Annotated in this window: 18 protein-coding genes; 6 read left to right on the forward strand and 12 right to left on the reverse strand. The window is 45.8% G+C overall.

The window, feature by feature from the left end:
• The 9 genes from moaD to ACN0QW_RS01900 form a co-directional block, all read right to left on the reverse strand.
• Complete coding sequence (gene moaD / locus ACN0QW_RS01860; protein ID WP_299380194.1) at positions 1–252, reverse strand: molybdopterin converting factor subunit 1; 252 nt, start codon at positions 250–252, stop codon at positions 1–3.
• Positions 249–1,508 carry a gephyrin-like molybdotransferase Glp gene (gene glp / locus ACN0QW_RS01865; RefSeq protein WP_417428265.1) on the reverse strand — a complete coding sequence of 420 codons (1,260 nt, stop codon included), beginning with the start codon at positions 1,506–1,508 and terminating at the stop codon, positions 249–251. The genes moaD and glp overlap by 4 nt, the downstream gene beginning before the upstream one ends.
• Positions 1,508–2,029 (reverse strand): molybdopterin-guanine dinucleotide biosynthesis protein B, encoded by a 522-nt coding sequence (gene mobB / locus ACN0QW_RS01870; RefSeq protein ID WP_417428267.1) that lies wholly within the window; start codon positions 2,027–2,029, stop codon positions 1,508–1,510. Before mobB ends, glp begins: the two co-directional genes overlap by 1 nt.
• A gap of 138 nt (positions 2,030–2,167) precedes the next feature.
• Complete coding sequence (gene uvrC, locus ACN0QW_RS01875) at positions 2,168–4,246, reverse strand: excinuclease ABC subunit UvrC (protein WP_417428269.1); 2,079 nt, start codon at positions 4,244–4,246, stop codon at positions 2,168–2,170.
• 640 nt (positions 4,247–4,886) lie between these two features.
• The gene (locus ACN0QW_RS01880) at positions 4,887–5,279 is read right to left on the reverse strand and encodes a dihydroneopterin aldolase (RefSeq protein ID WP_417428271.1); all 393 of its coding nucleotides are present in this window, start codon (positions 5,277–5,279) and stop codon (positions 4,887–4,889) included.
• Between the two features lie 129 nt (positions 5,280–5,408).
• The gene (locus ACN0QW_RS01885) at positions 5,409–6,380 is read right to left on the reverse strand and encodes a calcium/sodium antiporter (protein ID WP_417428273.1); all 972 of its coding nucleotides are present in this window, start codon (positions 6,378–6,380) and stop codon (positions 5,409–5,411) included.
• Between the two features lie 460 nt (positions 6,381–6,840).
• The gene (locus ACN0QW_RS01890) at positions 6,841–8,373 is read right to left on the reverse strand and encodes an ATP-binding protein (protein ID WP_417428275.1); all 1,533 of its coding nucleotides are present in this window, start codon (positions 8,371–8,373) and stop codon (positions 6,841–6,843) included.
• A 102-nt stretch (positions 8,374–8,475) separates the two neighbouring features.
• On the reverse strand, positions 8,476–10,605 hold the full coding sequence (gene uvrB, locus ACN0QW_RS01895; protein ID WP_417428277.1) for an excinuclease ABC subunit UvrB: 2,130 nt from the start codon (positions 10,603–10,605) through the stop codon (positions 8,476–8,478).
• A gap of 49 nt (positions 10,606–10,654) precedes the next feature.
• Positions 10,655–11,899: a diaminopropionate ammonia-lyase gene (locus ACN0QW_RS01900; RefSeq protein WP_417428279.1), complete on the reverse strand. Its 1,245-nt coding sequence runs from the start codon at positions 11,897–11,899 to the stop codon at positions 10,655–10,657.
• A gap of 261 nt (positions 11,900–12,160) precedes the next feature.
• Here ACN0QW_RS01900 and ACN0QW_RS01905 point away from each other — a divergent pair, with 261 nt between their 5' ends.
• Together ACN0QW_RS01905 and ACN0QW_RS01910 are read left to right on the forward strand one after the other, a co-directional pair.
• A complete protein-coding gene (locus ACN0QW_RS01905) occupies positions 12,161–12,700 on the forward strand; it encodes a peroxiredoxin (RefSeq protein WP_085901129.1) in 540 nt (179 codons plus the stop codon).
• Positions 12,701–12,892: 192 nt separating this feature from the next.
• The gene (locus ACN0QW_RS01910) at positions 12,893–13,426 is read left to right on the forward strand and encodes a carboxymuconolactone decarboxylase family protein (protein WP_417428282.1); all 534 of its coding nucleotides are present in this window, start codon (positions 12,893–12,895) and stop codon (positions 13,424–13,426) included.
• Between the two features lie 54 nt (positions 13,427–13,480).
• On the opposite strand, the gene ACN0QW_RS01915 is transcribed toward ACN0QW_RS01910, so the two are convergent.
• The gene (locus ACN0QW_RS01915) at positions 13,481–13,672 is read right to left on the reverse strand and encodes a hypothetical protein (protein ID WP_417428284.1); all 192 of its coding nucleotides are present in this window, start codon (positions 13,670–13,672) and stop codon (positions 13,481–13,483) included.
• Positions 13,673–14,054: 382 nt separating this feature from the next.
• Here ACN0QW_RS01915 and ACN0QW_RS01920 point away from each other — a divergent pair, with 382 nt between their 5' ends.
• The 3 genes from ACN0QW_RS01920 to ACN0QW_RS01930 all read left to right on the forward strand — a co-directional run bounded on the left by ACN0QW_RS01920 (position 14,055) and on the right by ACN0QW_RS01930 (position 18,740).
• Positions 14,055–15,257 (forward strand): pyridoxal phosphate-dependent aminotransferase, encoded by a 1,203-nt coding sequence (locus ACN0QW_RS01920; protein WP_299372353.1) that lies wholly within the window; start codon positions 14,055–14,057, stop codon positions 15,255–15,257.
• 220 nt (positions 15,258–15,477) lie between these two features.
• A complete protein-coding gene (gene msrP / locus ACN0QW_RS01925; protein ID WP_417428286.1) occupies positions 15,478–16,485 on the forward strand; it encodes a protein-methionine-sulfoxide reductase catalytic subunit MsrP in 1,008 nt (335 codons plus the stop codon).
• Between the two features lie 407 nt (positions 16,486–16,892).
• A complete protein-coding gene (locus tag ACN0QW_RS01930) occupies positions 16,893–18,740 on the forward strand; it encodes a BCCT family transporter (RefSeq protein WP_417428288.1) in 1,848 nt (615 codons plus the stop codon).
• Positions 18,741–18,787: 47 nt separating this feature from the next.
• Here the strand turns inward: ACN0QW_RS01930 and ACN0QW_RS01935 are convergent, their stop codons facing one another.
• Positions 18,788–19,588: an AraC family transcriptional regulator gene (locus ACN0QW_RS01935; RefSeq protein ID WP_417428290.1), complete on the reverse strand. Its 801-nt coding sequence runs from the start codon at positions 19,586–19,588 to the stop codon at positions 18,788–18,790.
• A 117-nt stretch (positions 19,589–19,705) separates the two neighbouring features.
• Here ACN0QW_RS01935 and ACN0QW_RS01940 point away from each other — a divergent pair, with 117 nt between their 5' ends.
• The gene (locus ACN0QW_RS01940; protein ID WP_417428292.1) at positions 19,706–20,926 is read left to right on the forward strand and encodes an MFS transporter; all 1,221 of its coding nucleotides are present in this window, start codon (positions 19,706–19,708) and stop codon (positions 20,924–20,926) included.
• 427 nt (positions 20,927–21,353) lie between these two features.
• On the opposite strand, the gene ACN0QW_RS01945 is transcribed toward ACN0QW_RS01940, so the two are convergent.
• Positions 21,354–22,244, reverse strand: coding sequence for a LysR family transcriptional regulator (locus ACN0QW_RS01945; RefSeq protein ID WP_299378588.1), 891 nt, complete (start codon positions 22,242–22,244; stop codon positions 21,354–21,356).
• Between the last annotated feature and the right edge of the window lie 58 nt (positions 22,245–22,302).

Consider the following 22,302-nt stretch of genomic DNA (forward strand, 5'->3'; position numbering starts at 1 on the left):
CTATCCACCCGTTACTGGCGGAAAGAGTGCGACTTCATCATCCGGTTTAATTACGTGTTCTGGATCTGCGTATTCCTGATTGATGGCAATCCGAAGCAGGTCTCTTTTTTCAAGGGCAGAAGAATAGTTCTCGCCAAGAGAAGGCATCCAATCAAGTAGGTCGCTCACTGTTTTAACAGTTTCTGGCGGTGTAATCTCTTCGGTGGATTTGCCGATAGTAGTTCTTAACCATGCAAAATAGAGAATTTTCATAACGCGATCTCGTTAAAAGGTAAGTAGGAGATTGTGTCTCCGGGTTTTATAGATAATAGGTCTTCATCAAGAACGGCAAAACCATCTGAATGGCAGACTGATGAAAGAATGCCAGCGCCCTCTTTGGGGTATTTATGTGCTTCCCAATGGCCTTCAAGGTTTTCTTTCAGATGAACCCGCACCCATTCTTTGCGATCCTTCTTTTTTTTATGAGAAAAAGCCACAACAACAGGGAAGGTTTTGGGGGGCGTATTTTCTGCTCCGGACAACAGGTTGATCAAAGGGCGAACAAAGTTTGAGAAAGTGACTATGACAGCCACAGGGTTTCCGGGAAGCCCGACAAATGCCGTTGATCCTATTTGTCCAAGAGCAACTGGCCTGCCGGGTTTGATCGCCAACCGCCAGGCGTGGAGTGAGCCCAAAGATTCGACAACTTGCTTTACATGATCTTCCTCACCCACAGAGACACCGCCTGATGTCAGAACAAGGTCATAGCGGTTCACGGTGCTTTCCAAGGCTTTGTGGATCAGGTCGGCTTTATCCGGAAGTATGCCAAGATCAGTTACGTTGCAGCCAAGATTTTTTAACAAGCCGTTTATTGTATAGCGATTTGAATCATAAACCTGACCGCTGTCTAATGGCGTGCCGGGATTTCTAAGCTCATCCCCCGTCGAGAAAAAGGCAACGCGAAGTAATTCGTGGACCTTGATTTTTGATATGCCAACCGCAGAGATAAGGCCCATGTCTTGGGGGCGCATTGTGCGACCGGCATGAAGAATGACAGAGTTTTTTTCGACATCTTCACCCGCAAAACGCCTGTTCGATCCCGGCTTGATACCAAGGGGTATTGAGACTTCATCGGTTCCTACGAGGCGACAGTCTTCCTGCATCAGTACTGTATCTGCACCCAGCGGCATAGGGGCACCTGTAAAAATTCTTGCTGCGGTGCCTTTGCGAAGTGTTTCCCGAACGTGACTTCCGGCAGTTATCCGATCACTGATTGGTAGGATGGTTTCTGATGTTGTGTTTAAATCATCAAAATACACCGCATAGCCATCAACGGCCGAATTGTCATGTGGTGGTACATTGCAAGGTGAGATAACATCTTCGGCCAATACCCGCCCCAAAGATTCAACAACGGAAATTGTTTCTGTTTCTGTAATACACTGAAGCTTCTCTTCTAACAGGGCGAGAGCATCGGCCGTTGTCATTAACTTGCCGCCGTGAGCAAAACAATCATCCGAGAGTTGGGCCATTAGTTCGCGGCCTTTCTGGCCTTGTGATGAAGGTCGCATGATATGCAGATGAAGTCAGCGATAGCTTCTATATCGTTGAGATTGATTTTGGGCAGAGATGTATCCATTTCGTCGTCATCGGTTGCGACCCCGATAATGTTAGGGTCGTCTTTGTGAAGCATGCGTTTTCCAAGGGCGGGGCGGAAAACTTCTAGCTTTTTATGCCTCTCCTTTTTGAAGCCTTCAATCAAAAGAATGTCCACGGGTGTCATATGAGGGATTAGTTCTTCAAGTGTTGGTTCTTTTTCATCCCGCAACTCATGCATCAAGGCCCACCGGTTCCCAGATGAAATCATCACTTCACTGGCCCCGGCCTCACGATGTTCATAGGAATCTTTACCGGGTTTATCAACGTCAAATTTGTGATGCGCATGCTTTAGTGTCGAGACTTTTAAGCCCCGCTTGACCAAAGTCGGGATCACCTGCTTGAGAAGAGTTGTCTTGCCGCTACCACTCCAACCTGCAAGGCCAAAAACCTTCATGATAAATCCTCTAACGTGTTGGTAAGTTTCTACAAGCTGTATAACGCCCAGATAAGGCTGTTGCTATGTTATAGATCAAATGAGGTGATGGCGACTATGGAATAAAAAGTTGTGGAATAGAAAATTGAGGGACAGAAATCATTCAGTGTTGAAATGATCATAAATTGACTGTGCGACAACGCGGCTGATGCCTTCGACCGCTGCCAAATCTTCAACCCCTGCGCGGGCAACAGCATCTGCTGAACCAAAGCGGAACAACAGCGCCTTTTTACGTTTTGCTCCAATCCCGGGAACACTATCAAGGGCAGATTTTAAACGCGCATTGGTTCGGCCTTTGCGATGTGTCTCAATGGCATAGCGGTGTGCTTCATCCCGTAGCCGTTGGATGAAGTATAAGACAGGATCTTTAGGGTCGACGAGAAAGGAAGGGCGATTGGGAAGAAATATTCTCTCTCGGCCAGCATTTCGGTCTTGCCCTTTCGCAATCGCAACGATGGGAATATCCGTCAGGCCGAGATCTTCAAGTACTTCAATGCCGACTGTTAGCTGTCCTTGCCCCCCGTCGAGAATTAGAAGATCTGGCCATTGATCAGTCTGTCGATCGGGATCTTCCTTTAGGCTTCTTGATAGCCTGCGGGTTAAAACCTCTCGCATCATGGCATAGTCGTCGCCTGCCTGATAAGCTGCTGGTGTTTTCTCTTCTTGACCGTCTTGGGGCTTGTCGCCGCGAATTTTAAACTTTCGATAAGCTTTTTTCATAAAGCCTTCGGGGCCTGCGACGATCATTCCGCCGTAAGCCTCTGATCCTTGGGTGTGAGAGTTATCATAAACCTCAACCCGCTCTGGTGTCGCTTCCAGAAACAACATATCCGACATGCCTTCAAGTAATCGGCGTTGGCTTGCACTTTCAGCCATCCGTCGGGCAAGGGCTTCGCGGGCATTGACGGTCGCATTTTCGACCAGCTTTCTTTTGGCACCTCGTGATGGGTGTGCAACGTCAACGCGTCGCCCTGCTTTTGTTCCCAATGCCTCTGCAAGGACGGGAGCCTCGGGTAGTTTGTGGCTGACCATTACTAACTTTGGAACGGGCTTGTTCGCATAAAACTGGGCAATAAACGAGGTTAGTACGGTCTCAGCCTCAATAGTTTTATCGTGCTTGGGGAAGTAAGAACGATTTCCGTAATTTCGACCGGCCCGAAAGAAAAACACCTGAATACAGGATTGTCCCGCTTTTTCAAAAAGGGCGAATACATCCGCATCATCTAAGTCAGCAATGTTAATTTCCTGTTTGGATTGAATTGCGGTAAGGGCGCGAATGCGATCCCGATAAACTGCTGCTTGTTCATAATCTTGTTCTTCAGCGGCAGTCTGCATCTTTTCAGCCATTTTTTTCTGAAAATTAGACGATGAACCACTTAGGTAACTTTCGGCCTCTTGTACATGAGATGCATAGTTGGACAAAGAGACGCGACCAACACAGGGCGCTGAGCAACGTTTGATTTGGTACATCAGACAAGGGCGGGTACGGTTTGTATACACGCCGTCACTGCAAGAACGGAGCAAGAATGCTTTTTCCAGCGCTGTTATTGTCTGGTTCACAGACCTGGCATCAGCAAATGGGCCGTAATATCTCCCCTCTCTTTTTTGTGCGCCGCGATGTTTCGTTATTTGCGGTGCTTCGTGATCGCTTGTGATCAGAATGTAGGGAAATGATTTATCATCTCTGAGCAATACATTGTAGCGTGGGGCTAAACGCTTGATCAGGTTGCTTTCCAGTAAAAGAGCTTCCGCTTCGGTGTTCGTTCGCACGATTTCCATGGATCGTGTTTCGGAAACCATACGTGTTATCCGATAGGGAAGCTGGTCAACCCGAGTATAAGAGATAACACGTTTTTTGAGGTTTTTTGCTTTTCCGACATAGAGAGGATTTCCCTCACTATCCATCATTCTGTAAACGCCGGGTGAGCCTGGCAGGGTTTTCACGACACTAAGTATTATACCGGTCCCGATTTCGATGTTGCTTGCCCCTGCGGACTGTTGGGTATCTGATTGTGACCCCGCTTCCCAGCTGATGGTGTCTTCGGACAATCCTGAAACAGCATCAAGTTGATTATCAGGGATTGTCAGATCCAAATCTTCACGCGCAGCCATCGCCGATCGTTTTCCGCCTTGCGACGGATCTTTTTTTCTTGCTTTGTGTGAAGGTACTTTTGTCATTTTCTGACTTAAACGGGTCCGGTTTAACTGTTCAAGAGAATTAAAATATTGAGATCTTAATATATCAGGTTACGTCTGCCCTAAGAAGAGTGTCTTGTACCACTTTAGATGACGTTTAATGTGGAACAGGTCAAGAACACTTTCTTAATGTGTAGATGGGACTCTTAAGAAGACATAGGATTCGTCACATCTACTGATTTCTCGCTGTGAAACCGTATAAAATTATATCCACGGATCCTGTGGATAACTTTGTGGCTATCTTGTGAGCCTACGCGTATACCCCTTGAAAACACTAGCATTACAATAAGGTGCTTAAAAAATAGGCATATTTTATAGGGCATTGATATTGCTATTGAATTTAAAGTCAACGTTCTAATGTATAAAAAAAATTCTTTTTTATGGCTTGACGATTACAGAAAGATTTCTCCTGTGTACAAGTTAGGGATTCTCGAAATAAAATTTCTTTGATTCTTAAAGGTTTTATTCGCTCGTCCCTCGATAAAAGATCGAATCTTGGCGATATTTTATCGATAACGAGTCGTTATCAAATATTAAGTTTTGGGGGAATTGTTTATACGAAGAAGGCCAGAGATTACTCTGGCCTTTGGTGCTTGCGGGTGATTAAAAAGGGAGGTTCTTATTAAGCGCGGTGTCTAGTGATTTCGATACCAACCCCAGCCACATCGGGATAACGATCAAGTTTTTCTATGCGCATGTGAACGGTCTTTATCCTATCGTCAAAGAAGCATGTTTCAGAGATGTCATTGGCAAGAGTTTCCAAAAGCTTCACTTTGGTTTGCAGGCAAACGTTTCTGACTTTCTTGACCAATATTCCGTAATTGATTGTTTCATCAATCTCGTCATTAAGAACAGGAAGAGGGCTCAGTGTAAGTTCAAGGTTTACCTTTAACCGCTGTGGGCGAAGTCTCTCTTCTTCAGTCAAGCCAATATTGCAGCTGAGTGTGAGGTCTCGGACCATTAATTTTTGTTCAATTAACTGGCTTCCGGAAATAGCGGATTTTTCGGATGTCATCTCGACATTCCTTTTCTTTTAAACAGTCTTGTTCAAGCCCTGATTAGCTGGGTAACTAATCGGGCGCTAATCTACGCTTTGATCTTGGGAAGGTCAAAAGCATTCCAAAGGTACTTACAGTATTAATCTTTAGGCGACAAAGAGCTTATCTTTGAACTGGTAAAGAATGTAAGCTGCGTAAAGAGCAATAAAGAACACGCCTTTCGAACGGCATATTTGACCAGCGTGAATCATGGTCGGAACGATCAGTAGACTTACGCCTGCCATTACCCACATATCAAATTCGATGACGGCCGGAGAAACTGTGAAAGGCGATACAATTGCGAGCACACCGAGGATCAGGAGCAAGTTGAAGATATTTGACCCCAGCGCGTTGCCAAGCGCAACATCTGTATGCCCTCGAATACCCGCAACTACGGCTGTTGCAAGCTCAGGAAGCGAGGTCCCCAAGGCGACAAGGGTCACACCAATAACTGTTTCTGAGATGCCTGCAGCACGGGCAATTGTTTCAGCACCATCGACCAGAAGCTCAGAGCCGTAGATGAGGCCTGCCACGCCGATGAGAAGGAGTAAGATTGAAACAGGGATAGAGCCGGGTGCTGCTTCTAGTTCTTCTGCCAGTTCTGGGTCGGCTTCTTCCTTTGGATTGCATTTTTTCTCGCGATAATAGCTGCGCCAGATGTAGAAGGTAAGGGTGGTGAGCATGAATACGCCGTGCCAGACGGTAAAAGTACCTAAAAGCGCAAAGGCAATAAAAATTGCAGTAGCAATTAACATGGCGATGGTGTCGCGCATTACATCGCAAGGTTTGGTTGCGAGTGGCGAAATAAGGGCGCCTACACCCAAAATTAAAAGGATATTTGCGATATTTGATCCGATGACATTACCAACACCAATGTCTGTTGCGCCATCAAGTCCAGCAACTAGGGTTACCATTAATTCTGGCATTGATGTTGCGCAGGCCACGATGGTCAGGCCAATAAGCATTGGTGAAATACCAAGCTTCCGAGCAATTCCAAGTGCGCCACGGAGGAGGATTTCACCGCCTACTGCTAATAGGACGAGGCCCCCGCCTGCTGCCAGAAATGCTGTTGCTGTCATATGTATTTCACTCTTTACTGTGTTCGCACCGGGCCTCTCTGTTGTTACAGAGAGAGAATACAGGCCATTAAATGCTCCTCATCGGGGCGTATTTCAATAGCCTATCGGAATGATTGTCAAATTTTGGCCTTATTTTCGAATTTTTGCTGCATTTTAAGTTTTTAAGAGGGGAAATGATAAGGCGTCCTTGGGAATTGATAACGGATCTCTTTATTGTGGGTTCTGTTACTCATTCTTATGAAACTCAAAATTACAAAACTATCTATAATGAGACCGCTTGCTCATATACAAATCATGCTGTGAAAGACGTTATTGCGAAGGTCCTCTTCTTTCTGCATCTTTTGTATGTGAGGTGGGGAAAGGAAAAATCAATTAATTGTTTTCTTGCCGGAGAAAAATTCTGCGTTTTGTTCGATCGCTATCCGAGAACAGACAAAAGGAATCTAATTTCGCTGGACGTTTAAGTCTTCTTTAGGCGGTTATGGGGAATCAAAACCGTCACGTTTGTTCCCTGATTGACTTTGCTTGAGATAGCTAGTGTTCCACCATGGGCGTCGATTAACCGCGATGCTATGTAAAGCCCCAAACCGACACCTTTTCCTGCTGCCCATGAAGAAGAAGCTACTTGTGTGAAGGCTTTGCAAATGTCTGGTAAACGTGTCTCTTCGATACCAATTCCAGTGTCTTGGACTTGGAAAAGCAAATTGTCGTCGTTATCGTAATCAATGAGTAGTGAAACGGTTCCGCCGTCTGGTGTGTATTTAAAAGCATTGCCCAGTAAATTGATCAGTATCTGTCTAAACCGCCTGGAATCACCTTTGATCAGGATATCTTTTGCTTTGTTTTCGACGACAAGCGTTTGGTCCTTTTTCATTGCTTCCAGTTCAAAAGTGGCGTGGCAATAATCAACGATGTCATCGTGTTGGAAATATTCTTCAAACAGTTTTAGTTCGCCACTATCAATAGTAGAGGCATCAAGTAGCTCGTTTATTAACTCCAAAAGATGCTGTGCACTGGAATGTATGTCTCTGATTGCAGCTGTTTGTTTTTCGTTTATTGGACCGTAGATCTGGTGTCCGAGCATGTCCGAAAAGCCAATAATTGCATTCAAAGGGGTTCGGAGTTCGTGGCTCATTGTTGCCAGAAAATTACCTTTGGATTTATTTGCATTCTCGGCTTCCTGTCTGGCGATGGTTAGCTTATGGGTACGTTCCGCGACACGTTGTTCTAGGTTAAGGTTGAGCCGTCTTAATTCTTCCTGGGCTTTGACCCGTTCCGTAATATCTTCCTCTGTTGCAACAATTACTTGTCGGCCTGAAACCGGATCCCGTCCTATTTCGGCTATCAGTGTGTGCCAGCGTTCGCCAAAGGCAGTGTCTACTTTTATGTCTCTTTTGAAGCGTTTCGGTGTGTCGTGTTGGTCCAGAATACGTTTGCGGATTTCAGGGTCATTATAACGATCTTCAATCGTTGTTGATTTCTCTTGAACATTATAAGCATTCGCGGCGGCCGGATTTTGCGCTAATAGGCTACCGTCACCATCAAACGTGGTAATCATCAAAGGAGTATGCCTGACGGCTTCTAAAATCCTTTTGGTTCTGTGGTCCAGTTCGTCTTTTATTTGTGGCGTCGCCTCAATAAGGAGAGCTTTTCTACCACTTTCTATTAAAATTGGTGTGAAGGTGAGAATCGCCATTTGTGGCTGACTATTCGGATAGAGAGTCCAGTTTTCTTCTACCCGATCACCCTGGGCAGACGTTTGGAACATTTCATGGAGGCGTCGTCTTACTGAGCTGGAATCAGTTGAAAAATCTCTTTTTACAAGGTTATCAAGGGTATCGGCGTTCCAGAATTTGAGCGCAGATTCATTTCCCCACCAGATATTATGGTCTTCTATGTCGAAGATCCAGATGGCTGTACTTAGCCTGTTAAAGGCTGATAAATCCTGCCAAAAATGAAACTCTGGCAAGTTTTCAGTCTGAGACGAAGTCATATGTTCTTCCTAGAAGTTAAGCGCAGGATATCATTGAGCGAAGAAGTTGGGAAGTTTAACCCGCATATAAAGTAATGATTACTCTATATCTTGTTTCCGACCTCAAGCTCTTTTCCCCTTGCGATATTTCTTGCTCTTTGACTTGGCTTCAGCCATCGCCATACGGTCAGATAAATTATTGCCAGAATTGTTTGTAAGGCCAAGTTCATCGTCTTGTAGTTTTTTAATCTCATCTCTGATTCTGGCTGCTTCTTCGAATTCCAAATCAGCTGCAGCTTCATGCATGCGTTTGGTCAGATCGTCGATGTAGGATTTGAGATTATGTCCAACACGATGGCTGTCACTTGTGTCTTTGAGATCTACGGTAACATGATCGCTTTCATATACTGAACCGAGTATGTCACCGATTTGCTTGCGGATTGTCTCGGGAGTGATACCGTATTTTTCATTGTATTCCTGTTGTTTTTCTCTGCGGCGGTTGGTTTCATCAAGTGCTCTGGTCAGAGAAGGAGTCATCTTGTCGGCGTAAAGAATAACTTTACCATCCACATTACGCGCTGCGCGACCGATGGTCTGTACCAATGCAGTTGTCGATCGCAAGAAGCCTTCCTTGTCCGCATCCAGAATACAGACAAGACCACATTCGGGAATATCAAGCCCCTCACGTAACAGGTTGATGCCGACAAGGACGTCAAACACACCTTTACGCAGGTCTCGTATAATCTCCATTCTTTCGAGGGTATCGATATCCGAATGAATATATCTGACTTTTAGATGTGCTTCGTGAAGATATTCGGTCAGATCCTCCGCCATACGTTTTGTTAGCGTGGTAACAAGAATACGCATATTGCGGCTGACGACGTCCTTACATTCTTTGATAAGGTCATCAACCTGTGTTTCCGTCGGTCTTATCTCGCAAATGGGATCTAGTAGTCCTGTCGGGCGAATAACCTGTTCGGCAAAGACGCCTCCTGTTTCATTCAATTCCCATGGCCCGGGCGTGGCGGAGACAAAGATGCTTTGCGGACGCATAGCTTCCCACTCTTGGAATTTAAGAGGGCGGTTGTCTATGCATGACGGAAGTCTGAAACCATATTCTGAAAGATTGGACTTTCTTGCAAAGTCACCATTATACATGCCATTAAGCTGCCCGATTGTAACGTGGCTCTCATCCACGAATAAAAGGGCGTTGTCTGGCAAGTATTCAAAAAGTGTGGGAGGTGGCTCACCGGGGGCGCGTCCGGTAAGATATCTGGAATAGTTTTCAATGCCTGCGCAAGCACCCGTAGCTTCGATCATCTCCAGATCAAAAATAGTGCGCTGTTCAAGGCGCTGAGCTTCTAGGAGCTTATTTTCCTGATTGAATTTTTCCAGTTGGACTTTGAGATCTGCTTTAATCCCTTTCGCCGCCTGCAACAAGGTTGGTCGTGGGGTTACATAGTGGCTGTTGGCGTAAACCCTGACACCTTCCAGATCAGCGGTTTTTTCACCAGTTAGCGGATCAAATTCTTGTACTGATTCGATTTCATCGCCAAAGAAAGATATCCGCCAGGCACGGTCTTCGTAGTGTGCTGGGAAAATCTCTAGTGTGTCACCACGTACTCTGAATGTGCCGCGACCAAAAGCAATGTCGTTACGGGTATATTGAAGCTCTACCAAGGATTTCAGGATGTCGCGCATGTCGACGTCCTGTTCGACCTTTAGGCTTAGCGTCATTTGTGCGTAGGTTTCAGGAGAACCAATACCGTATATACAAGAAACTGAAGCAACGATAATCACATCATCCCGTTCGAATAGTGCACGGGTCGCTGAATGTCGCATGCGATCAATCTGCTCATTGATTGAGCTATCTTTTTCTATGTATGTGTCTGTTCGGGCGACATAAGCTTCGGGCTGATAATAGTCATAATAAGAGACAAAGTACTCGACTGCATTATCCGGAAAAAAGCCTTTCATCTCTGAATAGAGCTGGGCGGCGAGTGTTTTGTTGTGGGCTAAGATAAGGGCTGGTCTCTGTAGTTTTTGAATAGTTTGCGCCATTGTAAAGGTTTTACCAGATCCTGTTACGCCCAATAGAACCTGGCTGCGCTCTCCTTGGTTTAATCCATCGCAAAGCTCTTTGATAGCTTGAGGTTGATCCCCTGAGGGCGAGAACTCTGAATCAAGGCGGAAGGGTCTAGAGTCGTCTTTGAAAAAACTGTCTGATGCGCGTTCAATCAATGGAGAGGTCATATGTGTTCTGTGCCCTGAAGATTAAGAAAATTATTGAGGATCAGCTAACTTAGTCTGCAACGACCAACTTTTGGAACAAAGACTGATCCATAATACCTTCGCTATTAATTAGAAGAATACGTGAATCCGGCGATAAGCCAAGGACTTCGCGCGTATCTTCGTGTGTTGCTGTCATGATCAAAGCTGCCAGCCCGGCAATACTTGATTCACCCGCTTTCAAGGCATGGTCATCAAAAGGAGATTCCGCGATCAACTTCATTGTTGGGCCTGTGATCGCATCAGGTATCCTTATAAAGAAATCTGCCCCACGAGATAGTATTTCCCAAGCGATAGGGGATGCTTCCCCACAATCTAATCCGGCCATAATTGTGTGAACATTGCCGGTTTCTTTGTCTCCGCTTGCTTTGGTTAGTTTCCCTTCAGCGGCAGAGGCATATAAGCAGGCTGCGTTCTCAGGTTCTACAATAACGATTTTGGGGCGTCTTTCCCCTAAATGTGCCCAAAAATAACCCGTTAATGCAGCGGCTAATCCGCCCACGCCAGCTTGGATAAATATATGCGACGGGGGGATTGCTTGACGAAAGGGTCGTGTGAAATATTCTTTCAAGGTTTCTTCGGCAATAATGCTATAACCTTGCATTATTTGGGCGGGAATGTCGTGGTAATCATCCCATGATGTATCAGAGATGATCTGATAATTGTTTTCTTCTGCTTCTTTTATGCAATGTCTGACGGTTTCGTCGTAATCCAACGGCATCTGGAGTACTGTTGCGCCGTATTCTTCGATGGCTGCGATACGCGATTGGCTGCAACTGGCAGGAACATAAATAATAGCGTTGCAGCCGAAGATCTGGGCACCCCAAGCGACAGACCGTCCGTGATTGCCATCCGTCGCCGTCGCGACCGTCAATTCCGATGTAATGTCCCTATAGATGCCTTTACGTAAGTCATCTGAATTGATTGCGATCTCTTTTGTTTGTTCTATAAAATTTTTCAGAAATCTAGAAACAGCATAGGCACCGCCGAGTGCTTTAAAGGAGCCGAGATTAAATCTTTCGCTTTCGTCCTTGAAACTGATGTCAACGAGATTAAGTTTCTTTGAAAGATTAGGGAGAGAGACAAGAGGACTGATTTGATATTCGGGCCAAGCCTTTATTTCGTCATAGGCTTTCTGGCAGCTTTCTTTGGAGAGAATGTGTTCGAGTTCTTCTCCATAAGTCAGTGATCTAGATGCATCAGGATTAGGAAGCAGGTTGAATTGTGATCTTTTCCAGATTGAGAAATAGCGGTCCATTTGACTTAATCTTAAGTGTCCTGACGAATGTAACTGTATCCAGTTAAGCTTTTTTTTCGTGTAAGGAAAAGAGGTGAAAAAATTAAAACCAGTTGTTAATTAGAATTATTCTAAAAAAATCTTGACTTCAGGAATTTCTACAGATTAAGTAGGGCCTGAAAATACCTTCTGCGCAGGGCCATGCGCAATTAAATTTCGCAATTAAATTTTGCATTAATACCGGCGCTCACATTGTGGGCATAATTATGAGGACGTGTAAGCATGCTTACGATTGGTGATAAGTTTCCAGAATACGCTTTGACAGCGGTTGTATCTAATAACCCAACGGATGGCTTTGTTGAAATCACAGACAAAAGCTACGAAGGAAAATGGAAAGTTGTTTTCTTCTGGCCAAAAGATTTCACATTTATTTGCCCAACTGAAATTGCTGCTTTTGGCGCAATGAACGAAGAGTTCGAAGATCGCGACGCGCAGATTCTTGGTGTTTCTACGGATAGTGATTTTGTTCACATGGCTTGGCGTAAGGATCACGAAGATCTTAACGATCTTCCTTTCCCAATGGTTTCTGATATCAAGCGTGAGCTTTGCGAAGGTCTAGGTATCCTCGACGCTGAAGCTGGCGTTGCCCTTCGTGCCACGTTTGTCGTTGATCCAGACGGCATCATTCAACATGTTGGCGTAAACGGTTTGAACGTTGGTCGTAATCCACAGGAAACGTTACGTATTCTTGATGCGCTACAGACTGATGAACTGTGCCCATGTAATTGGAACAAAGGCGACGACGTTCTTAAAGTTGCTTAAGAACCAAGAGCTTTGACAAAAGGGCGGGATCGGGAAACTGAACCCGCCCTTTTTCAGTTAAGTGTGTTGTTTGTCAACGTTTGTCATAACCCCTTTGATTTTTTTTCTTCGTTCCACCGTTCTGTTTTCTGGCGTTCTGTGTTGAAGAATAAAAATCTTTTACTAAGCCTGAGATAAAGTGAGAACGAGATAGTGTCTATTAGTGACTTGAAGTCAGCAGTGCCTGATTATGCAAAAGATCTTAAGCTGAATATTACGAATGTTTTGACATCAACATCCCTGAATGATCAGCAAATTTGGGGAACGGCCCTGTCATCCGCCCTTGCAAGTCGAAATGCTTTTGTCATCAAGGCGATTAATGCTGAAGCAAAAGAAAAGCTATCTGCCGAGGCTTATTCAGCGGCTAAGTCCGCTGCGTCGATTATGGGAATGAATAATATTTATTACCGCTTTGCCCATCTCAGCGGAAATGAAGATTACTTAAAGCTACCCGCCAGATTGCGTATGAACATCATTGGTCGACCCGGTGTAGATAAAGTGGATTTCGAATTATGGTCGTTGGCTGTGTCATCTATTAATGGCTGTGGCATGTGCATTGAATCTCACGAAAAGCAAGTTGCCGCAGGTGGAATTTCGAAAGAAGGCATTCAGGATGCAATTCGTATCGCGTCTGTGATGCATGCGCTTGCCGCGACATTTGATGGGGAAGATGCTTTAGCCGATTAGGATAAGTAATCTGACTATTTATGATCTTGTTTAAGTAAGAGGCTCTCGGGCCTCTTACTTAATAACGGCTTTCTTTTGTTCTGTCATCCGTTGAGCAAGGAAGGTTTCCGGGGACAGGATTGCGGCTAGGGAAACGGAAACTGTAGAAAGGGATATTAACAAGACCAAAAGAGCTGTAAGGCTAACGAAACCTGTTTTTGTCTCGCTTTTTTTGTCTGAATTGCGGACATATCCTGTTTGATGCATCTCTCTTATTCCTCGTGTTGGATTGAAACGACCTAACATCGTCAGGAATCGTATCTAATGTTGGCGTTTTATTTAAAAACTCGGCTAGTTAAGCTTTCTAGAGATCAAGTGTGACCGCTATTTAGAAGAAATGCGGCAATTTGGTGTTTTATAAATTTGAGAACTAATAGCCTTCTGGTCTGATGCGACAACGTCTCTCCTTTTCTGGTCTATCTCATTGATTAATTAATCGTATAAAATGGTTTTAAACTGCGATTCACTGTTGCGGTGTCTGTGTTGGTTATATTACGGTGCCCGCTGTGCAACACCCCGTCTTGAAACTCGTAAGCCCGATCAGACTTAATCTTGTTTAGATCCGGCGAAACAACAGGAGCATAAGGTCATGCCGCAACTCGCGGATCGCCTCTCGCGAATCAAACCCTCTCCGACTATTGCTGTAACAACTAAAGCCCGTGAGCTAAAAGCTGCTGGGCGTGACGTCATTGGCCTTGGCGCTGGTGAGCCGGATTTTGACACGCCGGATAACATCAAAGCAGCCGCTATAACCGCCATCAATGGTGGAGACACACGTTATACAGCAGTTGATGGGACGCCAGAACTCAAAGCTGCAATTTGTGAAAAATTCAAACGAGATAATGGTCTGGAGTACAAACCAGAACAGATCACCGTCGGTACTGGTGGAAAACAGATTCTTTACAATGCTTTCATGGCTACATTGAATCCGGGGGATGAAGTTATCATTCCGGCCCCTTTCTGGGTTTCATATCCTGATATGGTTCTTCTTGCTGATGGCGAGCCGGTTGCAGTGCCTTGTATGCAAAGCAACGGGTTTAAGCTACAGGCCGAAGATTTGGAAGAAGCAATCACCGATAAAACTAAATGGGTATTGTTGAACAGTCCTTCAAATCCAACAGGTGCTGCTTATTCTTATGACGAAATGAAAGCGCTGACAGATGTGCTTAAGCGTCATGAGCATGTGATGATCCTGACAGACGATATGTATGAAAAGCTCGTCTACGATGACTTTGAATTCGTCACGCCGGCACAGGTTGAACCATCCCTTTATGATCGTACATTGACCATGAACGGTGTTTCCAAAGCCTATTGTATGACAGGCTGGCGTATTGGTTTTGCTGGTGGTCCTGTGCCGCTTATAAAAGCCATGGCCAAAATTCAGTCTCAAAGCACATCCAATCCCTGTTCTATCAGCCAGGCCGCGGCTGTTGAAGCCCTTCGTGGTGATCAGGGCTTCATCCCCAAGCACAATGAAGTCTTCAAAGCGCGTCGTGACATGGTTGTTGATTTGCTCAACGACTGCCCGGGCATTAATTGTTCTAAGCCCGAAGGCGCTTTTTATGTGTATCCTTCTTGCGAAGGCACCATTGGCAAGACAACTCCGGATGGAAAACAGATTTCATCTGACGGTGATTTTGTGACCTATCTTCTTGAAGGTTTCGATGTTGCTGCGGTGCAGGGTGAGGCTTTTGGCCTGTCTCCTTATTTCCGTATTTCCTATGCGACTTCAACCGAAGCTTTGAAAGAAGCCTGTGAGCGTATCAAGCGTGCTTGTGAGGCCCTGAGCTAGAGCTGAGCTAAAAAATACGATCAATTCGCGGGAGGTATCTGTGTAAGATATCCGGGCGAGAGGATCTGGTGTAAAACTAAAAGGGCGCATCATTAGATGTGCCCTTTTAGTTTGTGCGGTCGTTTTAGCCCCTGTCACACGGGGTGTTAACGCAGCAGTGATTTGTTTGTGAGAAGGACAAGGAGTATCTCTGTAGCTGCAACATGACAGAGGATTTAGAATGTTATTGAAATTTCGCAAACCCTGGGAGCTGAAAGAAAGTCAGTTGACCGAGGAAAGTGTATATTTGAATCGTCGCCATTTTATGAAACGGGCAGCTTTGGGATCAGCTGTTTTGTCTGTTGGTCTTGTAACTGGTTGTGATGAACCCTCTGCAGAAGCAACTGCGCCATCCCAAAGTACGACACAGACATCCGGCCTAGATCCAAGTGCCAAGTATTATCCGGCGAAAAGAAACGATTACTATAAATTGGATCGTGATCTCAGCTTTGAAGAGCTGACGACAACATATAACAATTTTTATGAATTTGGGTCTTCAAAGAATATTCACGAAAAAGCACAGGCATTACCTTTGCGTCCTTGGTCAATCGCCATCGATGGAATGGTTGAAAAAGAGATGCAGTTGGACGTCGATGATCTTTTTGCCAAAATTGAGCTTGAAGAGCGTCTTTATCGCCATCGATGTGTTGAAGCTTGGTCAATGGCTGTTCCCTGGACAGGGTTTCCGCTTCGAAAGCTGGTTGAGCTTGCTCGTCCGCTGTCTAGCGCAAAATATATTCGCATGGAAACTTTTAATCTGCCCGATATCGCAAGTGGACAAAAAGCACATTGGTATCCATGGCCTTATATTGAGGGGCTAACGATTGAAGAGGCGTCCCATGATCTTGCGTTTATCGCGACAGGTATTTATGGCAAGCCGATGCCCAAACAAAACGGGGCACCGCTGCGGTTGGTGACGCCTTGGAAGTATGGTTTTAAGTCGACCAAATCAATTGTGAAATTTACCTTCACAGATAAAAAACCGGTTTCTTTCTGGGAAGAAATTCAAGGGTCTGAATATGGTTTTTGGGCAAATGTGAACCCGGAAGTTGCGCATGCACGTTGGAGCCAAGCCACGGAGCAACCTCTTGGGAAAAGTGAAAGAGTGCCCACTTTGTTGTTCAATGGGTATGCGGATGAGGTGGCTGAGCTTTACAAAGATATAAAGGGTGAACGCCTTTATACCTAAGTAGAAACTTGCTTGATAAAAATTATAAGGCAGAGCGTAAATATAAATCGCTCTGCCTTTATTTGTTCGCAGTGATTAAAGTTGTTAGATCAATAATCCTTAAGTTTACTTCAGTTTTTCTCGAGTAATTTTGGGTATATTAAATTTGACTGAAGCTTTGTTCGAAAGTTACAGTAGTGTTTGTGTGACGACATCAAAAATAAAGAAATACTTCAGTGTCGTTTATCTGTTTGAACTCTATGAAATAGTGCTTGGACTTTCTGCAAAGACATAAATAGATAATAATAATACAAAAATACTTCGGTGTACTCGGTTACACCCGTTTTTGCTTCATATTGTTTTGAGTAATCAGAGTTTTAAAGCTGTTACACAAAGAACGATAATAAAAATCGAAACGGGGAAACATAATGTCAATCAAACCACCATTCACTGATCTTGAGATCAGGACGGCTACGGGCGGCTTTTATGAGGGACACAGCATCCCCATTGCCTTGATCAGTAAAGGCAGTATGACTTTGCTGGTATTGTGGGCGTTGATCTGGCCAGGTAATGCCAATAGCGTCTTATCTGCTCTTAATTCCAATGTTCTGAACAGCTTTAACACCTTTTATATCATCGCTGTTGGTGGCTTTGCTTTTTTCTTGTTTATCATTGCCTTGATACCGGCAACAGGCAGGAAGAAACTAGGGGCAGAAGGTGTCGAACCCGAATTTTCCAACTTCTCTTGGTTCTCTATGATGTTTGGGGCTGGGCTAGGCGTTGGCTTAATGGTCTTTGCGACAGCAGAACCCCTCGGTCTCTGGGGATCTAATCCGGTAATCATCGACGGTACTGTGGCACCAAATACTGAAGAAGCCGTACAATCTGGCTATCGTTACACATTCCTGCATTATGGTTTTCATGCTTGGGCTATTTATGTGACCACAGGTCTGTCTCTGGCTTATTACGCCTATACACGGGATATGCCGTTAACAATCCGTTCTGCCCTTACGCCGCTTTTTGGCAGAATGATCAATGGACCTTTTGGTCATATTGTTGATGTTCTAGGTGTTGTTGCGACCATTCTTGGTGTTTCTGTAACCATTGGTTTTGGTGTTAGTCAGTTTGTTGATGGAGTTTATGCGGTTACCGACATGAGTTGGCTTATGAACGGTGATGCTGAAGCACCGAAACCAAGCGTTGTCGGACTTCTAGCTGCGCTGTTCATCATTATGGGGCTTTCAATTCTGTCTGCGGTTTCTGGTGTTGGTCGGGGTATTAAGTATCTCTCTAACCTCAATCTGGTACTGTCAATCATCTTGCTTTTGACGTTTGTTTTCTCTGGTTCATTTGCCTTTGCAATGACGACTTTTGGTGCAAGTCTGGTTGATTATATCATTCATTTCACTCAAATGTCATTTGGGGCTTATGGGCCGCTATCTGCCGAAGAGTTTGCCATGGCGATTCCTGATGCAGCCAAGGCTCTGTCAGCGGAAGACATAGCCTCTGTTTATGGTAATGCGACCAATGCCTGGGGATCTCTGGATGGATTTAAGGAAACCTTGCCGGCATCTGTGACCGCGTTGGAAAATTCAGACGAGGTCGCTGCCGCTCTTTACGCTGCGGGTACGGAAGGACGTCAGTTTGGGTGGCAAGCTGGGTGGACGACTTTCTACTGGGCATGGTGGATTGCGTTCTCGCCGTTTGTTGGTCTTTTCCTCGCGCGGATTTCAAAAGGTCGCTCTGTTCGTGAGTTTATCTTTGGGTGCGTTATTGCGCCAGCAATCGTGTGTTTCCTTTGGATGACCATTCTTGGTGGCACAGCAATTGATCTGGAGCTAACGGGTGGTGCTGATGGTGCAATTCTTGGTGCAAGTAATACCGCAAAGCTGTTTGTGACCCTTGGTCAGATGCTGTCTGGTGGTGCACTGTCGGGTCTGACGATCATGTGTGTGGTCCTGATTATGACCTTCCTGGTGACATCTGCTGATTCTGGTATTCTGGTAATGAATACAATCATGTCTGGTGGCGAGCAGGAAACTGACATCAAACACCGCATTATTTGGGGTGTCATTCTCACCAGCGTGATTGGTGCTTTGATTATTGCAGGTAACAGTGGCGCAGAAGCAAACCCGTTTGGTGCGCTTCAAAATGCGATGATCATTGGGGCGTTGCCCTTTACAATGGTGATGGTTCTAATGGTGATCTCTCTTGCCAAAGCTCTTTACAGAGATAATCACAGAGAGAAGATTGCAGAGACGGAGGCAGCTAAATAAGTATTTCAGCCTCAAACAAAAAAGCCACGTAGAGATGCGTGGCTTTTTTACTGCGTTGCAAAATATGCGGCAGGTGGTTTACCTAGAGTGCGTTTGAACATGGCGATAAAGGCGCTGGGGCTGTCATACCCAAGATCAATGGCGACAGTCGTCACGGGTTCGCCAAGGGCTAGGCGCTCCAGCGAGGCCATTAAACGGCATTGGCTACGCCACTGTCGAAAGGTCATGCCGAGTTCCTTGGAAAACAGTCTGGCAAGCGTCCGGCTGCTGGCCCCGGCATCACAGGCGAGGTCTTCGAGCCTCCGTGGGTCTGAAGGCGTATGAATCAAAAGCTCGGTAACGCGGCGCAATCTGGCATCTTGTGGGAGAGGGAGATGTAGCGGGACGGTTTTGGCTGCCCGGATTTGATCCATAAGAACCTGCATCAGTCGCCCGTCTGCACCCTGTTCATCATATTCCACCGGTAGGATGGCAGCATGGATTAGCATTTCCCGTAACAGCTTTGAGACAGAGATAACACAACAGCTATCAGGCATGCCTTGGGAAAATTCTTTATCAAGGTGCAGCGCGCGCCATTTAGAGCCATGAGGTGAATAGACCTCATGCTCTGTTTCGTGCGGTATCCAGACGGCACGTTGCGGAGGCACAACCCAACTGCCTTGATTGGTGTAAATGGCAAGAACCCCTTCGGAAGCATAGGCCAGCTGACACCAAGCATGGCTGTGCGGCAAGACACGTCTGCCGGGGCGCATATTGGCAGCACGCACCATGACGGGACGCACCAGTTCCGCAGGGACATCATTTGGCTTTGACACCAGTGGCTGGTTAAGAGGCGGCTCAATTCTCATGATATAATAAATATTTTGTCTGTTTGTCGATATCGTATGGCATGATAACGCAAGACAGTCTTGCTTTCTATCCCTATTGTAGCGACAACCAATAGAAGTCTTGATGGAAAATAACATATGAAACCCTTCGGTCATTATCTTAAACCGGAAGTCTGGCGTACGCCTGAAGGCTGTCTGATCATTCTCTCTGCCGCGATGCCGTTGGCTTTTGCGACATGGATGAGCCTTCTGAATAACTTTGTTGTGGAAAAGGCCGATTTTGGTTTGGCTGAAATTGGTATCTTGCAGTCCGTACGCGAAATTCCAGGGCTGTTGGTGGTCAGTGCTTTATTATTCCTACTCTTTATTAAAGAACGCACCTTCGGTCTGATGGCTTTGATTCTGTTGGGTGTGGGGGTTGCTGTCACGGGGTTTTACCCCAGTGCCTTTGGTCTCTATGTGACCACGGTGATCATGTCGTTCGGGTTTCATTATTACGAAACGGTCCAGATGTCGTTAACCCTGCAATGGGTTGATAAAGAAAGAGCGCCTTTATCAATGGGGCGGCAGCTTTCTGCGCGGTCCATCGCGTCGATCATCGCATACGGTATGATATGGGTGATCTTCACCTTCTTTGGTCTTGATTACAAATGGGTCTATTTGGCGGGTGGTGTTATGACCATTCTAATGGTGCTGTTTGTTGTGCTTGCTTTCCCGTCCTATTCGCCAAAGGAAGTGCAACACAAGAAGATGATTTTGCGCAAGCGTTATTGGCTCTTTTACGCGTTGACCTTTATGGGGGGCGCGCGTCGTCAGATTTTTGTCGCTTTTGCCAGCTTTATGATGGTCGTGAAGTTCGACTTTTCCGTTGCCGAAATCACCATGCTCTATTTGGTGAACCAAGCGATTAACTTCTGGCTTGCGCCCAAGATCGGCAAGTTTATTTCGCGCTGGGGTGAACGTCGCGCCCTGATCTGTGAATATATCGGGCTCATTTTGGTGTTTTCCGGTTATGCCCTCGTCGGAGAGGCTTGGGTTGCTGCTGTTCTATATGTACTCGATCACTTGTTCTTTTCCTTTGCCATTGCTCAAAAAAGCTATTTGCAGAAGATCGCTGACTACAAGGATATCGCCGCGACCTCTGGCGTTAGCTTTTCCATCAACCACATCCCGGCGGTTTTTATCCCGGTGCTGTTCGGGCACGCCTTCCCCGATGAAGCCATGTGGATGGTCTTTGCCGCTGGCGCAGGCATGGCAGTGATATCCCTGATCCTCGCCTTCAACGTGCCGAGAGACCCTAGGCCGGGTAATGAGGTTGTTATCGGAGGAACGAAACCTTTGCCTCAAGCGGCGGAGTAGGTTTTCTCTCAAAGATTAGGATTTAAGAGCGCTGGTATTTACTATCAGCGCTCTTTTCTGTTTGGCTAGAGCTCTCATGCCTCTTGGGTAGTGGATTCAAGTCTCAGTAAAATAAGTCCCAGAGCGTCTTTTAAGAATCGATTAGGCAAAAAAAACCTCCAAGCACGAAGCTTGGAGGCAAGTTGAACAGGGAGGCTTCACGTCTGGGAGACGTGGGGTCCGAAGACCCCCAGGCCGAAGCCTGGAAACAGACCAACCGGAGCAAGCTCAACAGTCAGTCAAAGTAGATATTGCAACGCAACATCTGATGACAACCAATGTAGCATTTTTTTTTAGGTTGTCGATTTACATTATTACAGTGCCGATATGCATTAGGCGCATACCTAGTAAGTTTTTGTAATAAAAGCGTAATCTAGAGTATTTTACTCTAGAATTTTGATTCTGCGACCTTGCGTAATAGGAAATCCCGGAAAATGGCAATTCGCTTGGATGATCGCATTTCTTCGGCATAGGCAAAGTAGGCATCGAACTGTGGGCCTTCAACTTCGGGTAATACCTGTACCAGATCGCTTGATTCCTGTGTCATAAAATCAGGAAGTGCGCCGAGGCCCGCGCCAGAGCGCACAGCCTTCATGATGGCATAGATGTTGTTGATGGCCAGAGATGCACGTCGCAAGCCGGTATTTTCGGTGCCAACGTGCAGTAGCCAGTTGATATCTGGAAGGGGTGGTTTCGTATCATCCCCATATACAACAAGCCTGTGATCAGAAATTTCTTTCACAGAACGTGGCATACCGAATTTTTTGATATAGCCCACAGACGCATAGATATGCATTTGAGCTGTTAGCAGGTGGCGTTGAACCAAATCTGCTTGTCTTGGCGGGTGCAGACGTACGGCGACATCGGCCTCGCGCATGGAAAGATCCAGCTCTTTGTCCGATAGAATAAGCTGTACTTCTACATCAGGATAAAGGTCGATAAATTCGTGCAAGCGTGGAGCAAGCCATGTTGAGCCAAGGGCAACTGTTGTGGTGATTTTAAGGGGGCCTTTGGGACGATCTTTACTTTCAGTCAACTGTGCCTCTGTCATGGCAAGCTTACCAAAAACATCGTGAGCGGTTCTGTAAAGAAGTTCGCCCTGTTCGGTCAGTATCAATCCGCGCGCATGACGGTGGAAAAGAGAGACCTTCAGGCTTTCTTCCAAAGCAGAGATTTGACGACTGACGGCAGATTGACTGAGGTTGAGTTGTTCCCCCGCGTGGGTAAAGCTTCCGGCTTCGGCAACGGCGTGAAAAATACGCAGCTTATCCCAGTCCATGATAGACGCTTTCAGGCCACTCCGGCGTTTTGTGCCCTCTGACAAACCACTTCTCCCT

Origin of the sequence: Kiloniella sp. (genome assembly GCF_048259265.1) — a bacterium.
Classification (GTDB): domain Bacteria; phylum Pseudomonadota; class Alphaproteobacteria; order Kiloniellales; family Kiloniellaceae; genus Kiloniella.

Bases quoted from the DNA above. Each gene is read 5' to 3' on its own strand.
- ACN0QW_RS01900 (WP_417428279.1), bottom strand. From the start codon at position 11,899: ATGGACCGCTATTTCTCAATCTGGAAAAGATCACAATTCAACCTGCTT.
- ACN0QW_RS01945 (WP_299378588.1), bottom strand. From the start codon at position 22,244: ATGGACTGGGATAAGCTGCGTATTTTTCACGCCGTTGCCGAAGCCGGA.
- glp (WP_417428265.1), bottom strand. From the start codon at position 1,508: ATGGCCCAACTCTCGGATGATTGTTTTGCTCACGGCGGCAAGTTAATG.
- ACN0QW_RS01885 (WP_417428273.1), bottom strand. From the start codon at position 6,380: ATGACAGCAACAGCATTTCTGGCAGCAGGCGGGGGCCTCGTCCTATTA.
- ACN0QW_RS01940 (WP_417428292.1), top strand. From the start codon at position 19,706: ATGAAACCCTTCGGTCATTATCTTAAACCGGAAGTCTGGCGTACGCCT.
- moaD (WP_299380194.1), bottom strand. From the start codon at position 252: ATGAAAATTCTCTATTTTGCATGGTTAAGAACTACTATCGGCAAATCC.
- ACN0QW_RS01890 (WP_417428275.1), bottom strand. From the start codon at position 8,373: ATGACTTCGTCTCAGACTGAAAACTTGCCAGAGTTTCATTTTTGGCAG.
- uvrC (WP_417428269.1), bottom strand. From the start codon at position 4,246: ATGACAAAAGTACCTTCACACAAAGCAAGAAAAAAAGATCCGTCGCAA.
- msrP (WP_417428286.1), top strand. From the start codon at position 15,478: ATGTTATTGAAATTTCGCAAACCCTGGGAGCTGAAAGAAAGTCAGTTG.
- ACN0QW_RS01920 (WP_299372353.1), top strand. From the start codon at position 14,055: ATGCCGCAACTCGCGGATCGCCTCTCGCGAATCAAACCCTCTCCGACT.
- mobB (WP_417428267.1), bottom strand. From the start codon at position 2,029: ATGAAGGTTTTTGGCCTTGCAGGTTGGAGTGGTAGCGGCAAGACAACT.
- ACN0QW_RS01935 (WP_417428290.1), bottom strand. From the start codon at position 19,588: ATGAGAATTGAGCCGCCTCTTAACCAGCCACTGGTGTCAAAGCCAAAT.
- ACN0QW_RS01915 (WP_417428284.1), bottom strand. From the start codon at position 13,672: ATGCATCAAACAGGATATGTCCGCAATTCAGACAAAAAAAGCGAGACA.
- ACN0QW_RS01880 (WP_417428271.1), bottom strand. From the start codon at position 5,279: ATGACATCCGAAAAATCCGCTATTTCCGGAAGCCAGTTAATTGAACAA.
- ACN0QW_RS01905 (WP_085901129.1), top strand. From the start codon at position 12,161: ATGCTTACGATTGGTGATAAGTTTCCAGAATACGCTTTGACAGCGGTT.
- ACN0QW_RS01930 (WP_417428288.1), top strand. From the start codon at position 16,893: ATGTCAATCAAACCACCATTCACTGATCTTGAGATCAGGACGGCTACG.
- uvrB (WP_417428277.1), bottom strand. From the start codon at position 10,605: ATGACCTCTCCATTGATTGAACGCGCATCAGACAGTTTTTTCAAAGAC.